A 7,756-nucleotide genomic window follows, 5' to 3' on the forward strand; every position below is an offset into this window, starting at 1 on the left:
TAACGCTCACAACTTCCCTCTGGATTTGGCTGCTGGCGATTCTGCTCCTGTAGCTTTAAGCGCTCCTGCTATCAACGGTTAATTCTGAAGTTTAGCTAAATGAGAGAGCGCCCTCTGGTAACGGAGGGCGCTTTCTTATTTGTATTAAATAGCAATCCTAAATGAGTTGTGAAAAATAGTTTTCTAATCGAACCACAGAGGCGCAGAGAACACGGAGAGATTAGAAATAGAGGTTTTAACAAATAATTTAGGAATGCTATACGTCAAACATTCCCAGTGCCAAAGCATAAAAATTAACTTTTGCACAAACTCTAGGTAAAATACATAAGCCTCATACTTTTTCTTTAAGATCATGGGCAACACTTTTGGTCATCTATTTCGTATAACTACTTTTGGTGAATCTCACGGCGGTGGTGTGGGGGTTGTGATTGATGGTTGTCCTCCACAATTAGAAATTTCGGCAGAAGAAATTCAAGTGGAATTAGATAGAAGGCGTCCGGGACAAAGTAAAATTACCACACCTCGCAAAGAAGCGGATACCTGCGAGATTTTATCAGGGGTATTTGAAGGCAAAACACTAGGAACGCCTATAGGAATTTTGGTACGAAACAAAGACACTCGTTCCCAAGACTACGACGAGATGGCCGAGAAGTATCGCCCTTCTCATGCGGATGCAACTTATGATGCGAAATATGGCATTCGTAATTGGCAAGGTGGGGGTAGGTCGTCAGCGCGTGAGACAATAGGCAGAGTAGCAGCTGGTGCGATCGCTAAAAAAATTCTCCGTCAAGTTGCCAATGTTGAAGTTATCGGTTATGTGAAGCGCATCAAGGATCTAGAAGGTGTAGTCGATCCAAATACCGTTACCTTAGAACAAGTGGAAAGCAACATCGTTCGCTGTCCCGATGCTGAATGTAGCGATCGCATGATTGAATTAATTGAGCAAGTTGGGAGGCAAGGTGATTCTATCGGCGGTGTTGTAGAATGTGTAGCGCGTAACGTGCCGAAAGGTTTGGGCGAACCAGTATTTGATAAATTGGAAGCTGATATCGCTAAAGGTGTGATGTCTCTCCCTGCTAGCAAAGGCTTTGAAATCGGTTCTGGTTTTGGCGGAACGTTGTTAACCGGGATTGAGCATAACGACGAATATTATATTGATGAAAATGGTGAAATTCGCACTGTAACCAACCGTTCTGGTGGTATTCAGGGGGGAATTTCCAATGGAGAAAATATCATTTTACGAGTTGCATTTAAGCCGACGGCGACAATTAGAAAAGAGCAAAAAACAGTAACTCGTGAAGGTGAAGAAACGCTATTGGCTGCGAAAGGACGACACGATCCTTGTGTGCTACCGCGTGCAGTTCCAATGGTGGAGGCGATGGTGGCGCTGGTGTTGTGCGACCATTTGTTAAGAAATCATGGACAGTGTAAGGTGTTGTAGGGATTATACTTGGACTTTCATAAAATATTTATGCTTCGGGGGTGAGTGTCTGACTCGCCCTTTTTTATCTGTATTGCTATAGTAGCGGATAACACATTTAACTACGTGCAATCGCATCTACTATCAATATGGATAAAGAGTCTCAAAATCGCTTAGAACACTTTGCTGCTTTAAAGTCCAAATACCAAGCGACTCAATATCAAGATTCATCACCCGCTAATTTGCTGTATCTCATACTACGAAAACTTGACTTAGGAATTGAACTCCTTGACTTAGAATCTAATTGGTTGGGAGAATCTAACCTTGAGGAGACTTTAGAAGCTATCAAGCAACAGCAGAAACATAAAGTACAAGAATTCATAAATCTAGAATTTGAATTCTCTAAATTAAAGTCTAAGTATAAAGCCACAAATTATAACGTTTCCTGGCAATCTACTCACCTGTATTTCATACTTTTGAAACTTGAATCAGGAAATTTACTCACTGATTTAGAAGTTCAATGGCTGAAAAGAACTGGTTTATATGAAACAAATCAAATTGCTCAAGAAGTAAAGCGATTTACTAAACTTAAATCTCAGTACAAAGCTACTCAATATCAAGACTCATATCCTGATAGTTTCCTGTATCAAATACTAAAAAAATTAGAGGTTACAGAACGTTTAAGTGATTCTGAATATCATTGGCTGATCAATAACCAACTCTTGGAAACAGCAGAAATTTTTCAACAACAAGAGTCAGTAAAAGAAATTCACTTTGCTCAATTACGAGATAAATACCAAGCTAATAAACACCTGGATTTATCATTGTCGAGTCCACTATATCCAACACTGCAAAATATTGATGCCAAAAATAATTTGAGTGATTCCGAGATTAACTGGTTGGAACAGCAAGAACTTAGCGAAACAATTGCCATTGCTCAAGAGTTGGAACAAACACAAGAATTTGCTGTCTTGAGACTTAAATATAAAGTAACTGAATATCAGGATTCATCGCCCAAGAGTCACCTGTATAAAATTTTTAAAAGACTTGAGTTGTCGAATCAATTAGGTGAACAAGATATTAACTTTCTCAAAAAACGCAAGCTGACTGAGATTATAGAAATTGCAAATGAAAAATACGCCTCTACCCTAAAATCTAAGATAGATTTGGGAGAACTACTTAATGAATCAGAAATTGATTGGCTACAAAATAATAGACGTGAAGATATTTTTATTCTCGCTCAACAAAAGCACTTCGCTATTCTCAAGAGAAAATATAGATTGATATATTTTTCACTTGCGCTAGAGCCATTTTACGCGATCATGGTCAAATTAGAGAAAAAAGAACGACTAGATCCTAAGTTGGTTTTGCAGCTTATGGAAGAGGAACTATTATCTCCTGGTGGGAAAATTGCTCTTGCGTATTACAGGCTAGAAGCAGAGTTTTATGAGCAGGAATTTCACCGCACTGGAAATAAATGGGATATTCCCACCGCTAGTAGTTATTGGCGCAAAGCAGATGAACCTGGACAGGCATTAAAACTTACTAACTTAGACTTAAGCCAAATCAAAGAAAGCAAGCTAAAGTCAGCAATTTCAGTTACTAGAGGTGCAGCATTCAGAGATATGGATAACTTAGCTGATGCAGAGATTTGTGCGAAAAAAGCTATGGAGTATCACCCTGATAGTCATCAACCTTATACCCTAATGGGTGCTATATGTTATGACAAAAGTGACTATGCAAAAGGAGATTATTGGTATGAACAAGCAATAAAACGCGGTGCTAAACCTGAAGATATAGATGATGAGAGAAAACGAGTAGTCAGGAGTACAAAAGATGAGAATAAACGACATGAAGCAGCAGAATATTTACTTAAAAAAGATTCACAACGATATGCTTGGGCTAAGTCTTATCTCAAAAAATCGTCAGACAATGCTAGATAAACTGGTTTGCATCACTAAACTACCAACATGACCAGATTTATTCACAACCGATTTGCCAAATTATTACCAGAAGAGTTCACGCCTTTACTATTGCAGTTATCCCGTGAATAATTAATCGCTTTTGCTAGTGTCAATAACATATCTTTTAATGATTAGCGTAGAGCTTAAAGGAGAAGGGAACAGAGTCAAACTCTTTTCCTTTTTCTTTTTTATACTTTATTACTCACGTTAAAAGGTAAAATAGAAGACATTGATACAGAATAATAAAAATCAGTTTATAAGTTTTTTAACCAATGAAAACTTTATTTTATAGGTATGCATCGCATGGATTTTCTGACAATTATAGGATTAGCTGCCGCCACAATAACTACAATCTCGTTTTTGCCACAGATGTTTAAAACTTGGCAAACAAAATCAGCAAAAGATGTTTCTTTAATTACCCTGATTACATTCATAAGTGGTGTTTTTTTGTGGCTAATCTATGGAATTTATTTACAATCCTTGCCAATTATTCTTGCTAACGCCGTAACATTGATTTTTAACTTAATTATTCTATGGCTTAAAATTAAATATAGATAAACTTGCCTCTAACAAACACCTGTGACATCATCTGTATTTGACTCTGAACGCCTTCTATTTACCCCTACTACCCCAGACACCAACGCTATCCCCATAATCTTCGCCTTTCCCAATGAGTACAGCGTAGGTATCACTAGCCTTGGCTATCAGGTAGTTTGGGCAACGTTGGCAGTGCGTGATGATGTGCAGGTGAGTCGCCTGTTTACAGATACTCACGAACAACTCCCCAGAACGCCGGAAATTGTGGGATTTTCTATTTCGTGGGAACTGGATTATGTGAATATTCTAAATTTGCTGGAATCTTTAGAAATTCCGATTCGGGCAACCTCTCGTGATGATTCTCATCCGATAATTTTTGGTGGTGGCCCCGTTCTCACTGCTAACCCCGAACCTTTTGCAGATTTTTTTGATGTCGTTTTACTGGGAGATGGCGAAACCCTGTTAGGGAATTTTATTGAGGCTTACAAAGAAGTAAGAAATGCCTCAAGACAAACTCAACTAAAAAGACTTGCACAAATACCAGGAATTTATGTACCCAGTTTGTATGAGGTGGAGTATCACACAAGAGATGGTGAAGTAAAGTCAATTAAACCAATTTCTCCCGAAATTCCCGCAGTAGTACAAAAACAAACTTACAGAGGAAATACCCTATCGGCCTCTACTGTAGTCACCGAAAAAGCGGCATGGGAAAATATCTACATGGTGGAAGTGGTGAGAAGTTGTCCAGAAATGTGCCGCTTTTGTTTGGCGAGTTATCTCACATTACCTTTTAGAACAGCCAGTCTGGAAGATTCATTAATTCCAGCGATCGCCAAAGGTTTAGAAGTCACAAATCGGCTAGGATTATTAGGGGCTTCAGTAACTCAACATCCAGAATTTGAAGCGTTGCTAGATTATATTAGTCAGCCAAAGTATGATGATGTCCGTCTCAGTATTGCCTCAGTCCGAACTAATACTGTAACAGTCCAGTTAGCAGAAACTTTGACAAAACGAGACACGCGATCGCTTACTATTGCAGTAGAAAGTGGTTCCGAAAAGATCCGCCAAATCGTCAACAAAAAGCTGCATAACGATGAAATCATCCAAGCAGCGATAAATGCTAAAGCTGGCGGCTTAAAAAGCTTGAAACTCTACGGAATGGCAGGAATTCCTGGTGAAGAAGCAGAAGATTTAGAACAAACCGTGGCGATGATGCGTAATATCAAAAAAGCTGCGCCGGGATTGCGCTTAACATACGGATGTAGTACCTTTGTACCCAAAGCACACACACCGTTTCAATGGTTTGGAGTGAATCAGCAAGCAGAAAAGCGGTTGCAGTTTTTGCAAAAACAGCTAAAACCACAGGGGATAGAATTTCGCCCAGAAAGCTATAATTGGTCGATTATACAGGCTTTATTATCGAGAGGCGATCGCAGACTCTCCCAACTTCTCGAACTTACTCGTGACTTTGGCGATTCCTTGGGTAGCTACAAACGTGCTTTCAAGCAACTCAAAGGACAAATCCCCGACTTAGATTTTTACGTTCACGCCGAATGGTCAACAGAACAAGTATTACCCTGGAGCCACTTGCAAGGGCCTTTGCCACAGTCTACACTACTAAAGCATTTGGCTGATGCTCAGAGTTATATCAATCCATCCCTCAAAGAACTACAGCCAGTACTGGGAACTAGGAACTAGGGACTGGGGACTGGGAACACGGGGAATAACCAATGCCCAATCCCCCATGCCCCATGCCCAATACCATTGAATTCATAGCTGAAAACTTGATGCAAAACACAGCTGAGTATTACTGCGCCTATTGCGGCGAACCGAATTTAACTTTTATTGATTTGAGTGCTGGAGGACAGCAATCTTATGTAGAAGATTGTCAAGTTTGCTGTAACCCAAATATTTTGTATGTGCGGGTTGATGAAGATACCCTAGATATCGAGATAGATACCGAATCTGAAAGCTGAATTTTAGGTTTTTCTTTCCATGCTGCACTTTAAACATTCTTCAATCATTAATGCCTCACCAGAAGTAGTTTGGAAATTTCACGAAAGGCCAGATATTTTGCAACTCTTGAATCCACCTTGGCAGCCGGTTCAAGTGGTTCGTCGTGAAGGAGGGCTGAACGTGGGCGCTATCACTGAATTTCGCTTGTTTCTCGGCCCATTACCCTTAACTTGGTTAGCGCGTCATACTGAATGTGAAAAATATCGCCTGTTTACCGACGAACAGATATCTGGCCCCTTTGAATCTTGGATACATCGACATGAATTTGAACTGGAAAATGGTAAAACTAGGCTGACTGATGCTATTTCTTTTTCTATGCCTGGTGGAGGAACAGTTGAATTTGTCAGTGGTTGGTTAGTGCAAGTGCAACTAGAAGCTATGTTTCGCTATCGCCACTATGTAACGAAACGAGAATGTGAGTAACAATAGCAGAATGTGCTGGCAGCAAAAATTAATTATCCTGATTTTTCAACCCTTGCCGCAAAACCCACTTTATCAAACCAGGAAACAAGCGATACAAAGCTTGCGAGAAATTCGCCGAACCAACCATCACTTCCGATTTCTTATTCTTGACTGCATCCCAGATAGCATTTGCCACATCTTCAGGCTTCTCCACTACCGGATTTTTCAGCACAACCTTAAGCTGTCCACGACGAGTTTGAGCATCTTGCTTATTCTTGCCCCGAAAAACTGCCCGTTCCATTAAAGTACTCTTAATTAAATTCGGATAAATCCCACAAACATGAATACCCTTTGGCTGTAGTTCTGCTTGTAAGGCTTCCGTCAACCCTGTCACCCCAAACTTGCTAGTGCAGTAGGGCACTAAGTAAGCAGTTGGTACCTTACCGCCAATGTGAACTTAAATTAACTATAGTTCCACCACCCCGCTGGAGGAAATGAGGTAGAAGGGCATTAATTGTGTGGATATATCCCCATAAATTAGTGTCTATAATTTGATGCCAATCATTGAGAGAAAACTGCTCTACTGGCCCTGATGCGAAGATGCCTGCATTGTTTATCAACACATCGATATAACCATAATGCTCCAATACCTTTTGTACCAATGTGTGTACTTGAGATGCGTCGGTGACATCACAAGTGACAGTTAATGGTGCTGCACGACCAAGGCTTTGTAACTCCTGCGCTACAGCTTCCAAATGGTCAGCAGAACGAGCTGCAATTACAAGGTCATATCCTTGCCGAGAAAATAAAAGAGCTGTTGCTTTACCAATACCTTCTGAAGCACCTGTAATCAATACCGTAGGAGCCATACTCTTATATATAAGTAGTAAATTTAAAAATATTATTTGCTCTTTCTTTATTATTATTTTGAGCAATAATATTCGAGAAAACTTCTAACTTTCGTTAGATTTTTTATGATATCCAAAATAGTTATTTAGAGATATTATAAGTTTTCATTCGCAGCTGTTTGGGAAAAATACCTCTACTCTAAAGGGTAATAAAAACTATTATTGAACTTTTGCTAGATAAGTATTTCCTAAACATCTTCAAAATCTCATTCTTTGGAGTTGTTTCTACTTTAGGACTAGAGACAGATAGCACCAGATTAGTAATTTAAGTAATATCAACAATGTAATTAGCTTCTTAAGGAAACTTCACAATGGCAATTTATCCTAGTGATAAAACTGAAACTGCATATAATGGCAAAGACCGCAATGCTGGTGAACTTGGGCTAACTCCTCAGTCTGAACTTTGGAACGGTCGCTTGGCTATGCTCGGTTTTCTAGCTTACCTACTTTGGGATCTATAGGACTAGTATTTGATTTCTGAAAAAACTCCGTACATCTGGAGAGATAGA

The 7,756-nt window shown here is 39.6% G+C and carries 7 protein-coding genes and 2 pseudogenes; 8 read left to right on the forward strand and 1 reads right to left on the reverse strand.

Annotated elements, in window-relative coordinates; all coding sequences use genetic code 11:
• The 7 genes and pseudogenes from RM368_RS37490 to RM368_RS37520 form a co-directional block, all read left to right on the forward strand.
• A pseudogene (locus tag RM368_RS37490) lies at positions 1-82 on the forward strand (photosystem II protein D1); the annotation flags it as partial.
• Between the two features lie 270 nt (positions 83-352).
• Positions 353-1,441 carry a chorismate synthase gene (aroC, locus tag RM368_RS37495; protein ID WP_322698759.1) on the forward strand — a complete coding sequence of 363 codons (1,089 nt, stop codon included), beginning with the start codon at positions 353-355 and terminating at the stop codon, positions 1,439-1,441.
• Positions 1,442-1,569: 128 nt separating this feature from the next.
• Positions 1,570-3,363, forward strand: a complete 1,794-nt coding sequence (locus tag RM368_RS37500; protein WP_322698760.1) for a hypothetical protein — start codon at positions 1,570-1,572, stop codon at positions 3,361-3,363.
• Positions 3,364-3,687: 324 nt separating this feature from the next.
• Positions 3,688-3,942: a SemiSWEET transporter gene (locus tag RM368_RS37505; RefSeq protein ID WP_322698761.1), complete on the forward strand. Its 255-nt coding sequence runs from the start codon at positions 3,688-3,690 to the stop codon at positions 3,940-3,942.
• Positions 3,943-3,963: 21 nt separating this feature from the next.
• Positions 3,964-5,619 (forward strand): radical SAM protein, encoded by a 1,656-nt coding sequence (locus RM368_RS37510; protein ID WP_322698762.1) that lies wholly within the window; start codon positions 3,964-3,966, stop codon positions 5,617-5,619.
• A gap of 89 nt (positions 5,620-5,708) precedes the next feature.
• Positions 5,709-5,897: a CPXCG motif-containing cysteine-rich protein gene (locus tag RM368_RS37515; protein ID WP_012411100.1), complete on the forward strand. Its 189-nt coding sequence runs from the start codon at positions 5,709-5,711 to the stop codon at positions 5,895-5,897.
• Between the two features lie 19 nt (positions 5,898-5,916).
• The gene (locus RM368_RS37520; protein WP_322690490.1) at positions 5,917-6,360 is read left to right on the forward strand and encodes an SRPBCC family protein; all 444 of its coding nucleotides are present in this window, start codon (positions 5,917-5,919) and stop codon (positions 6,358-6,360) included.
• 28 nt (positions 6,361-6,388) lie between these two features.
• Here RM368_RS37520 and RM368_RS37525 read toward each other — a convergent pair.
• A pseudogene (locus RM368_RS37525) lies at positions 6,389-7,208 on the reverse strand (SDR family NAD(P)-dependent oxidoreductase).
• 350 nt (positions 7,209-7,558) lie between these two features.
• Between RM368_RS37525 and RM368_RS37530 the strand changes: the two are divergent.
• Positions 7,559-7,708, forward strand: coding sequence for a chlorophyll a/b-binding protein (locus tag RM368_RS37530; RefSeq protein ID WP_322698763.1), 150 nt, complete (start codon positions 7,559-7,561; stop codon positions 7,706-7,708).
• Positions 7,709-7,756 lie beyond the last annotated feature (48 nt).

This window comes from Nostoc sp. DedSLP03 (assembly GCF_034530815.1).
In the GTDB taxonomy this organism is placed as follows: Bacteria; Cyanobacteriota; Cyanobacteriia; order Cyanobacteriales; family Nostocaceae; genus Nostoc.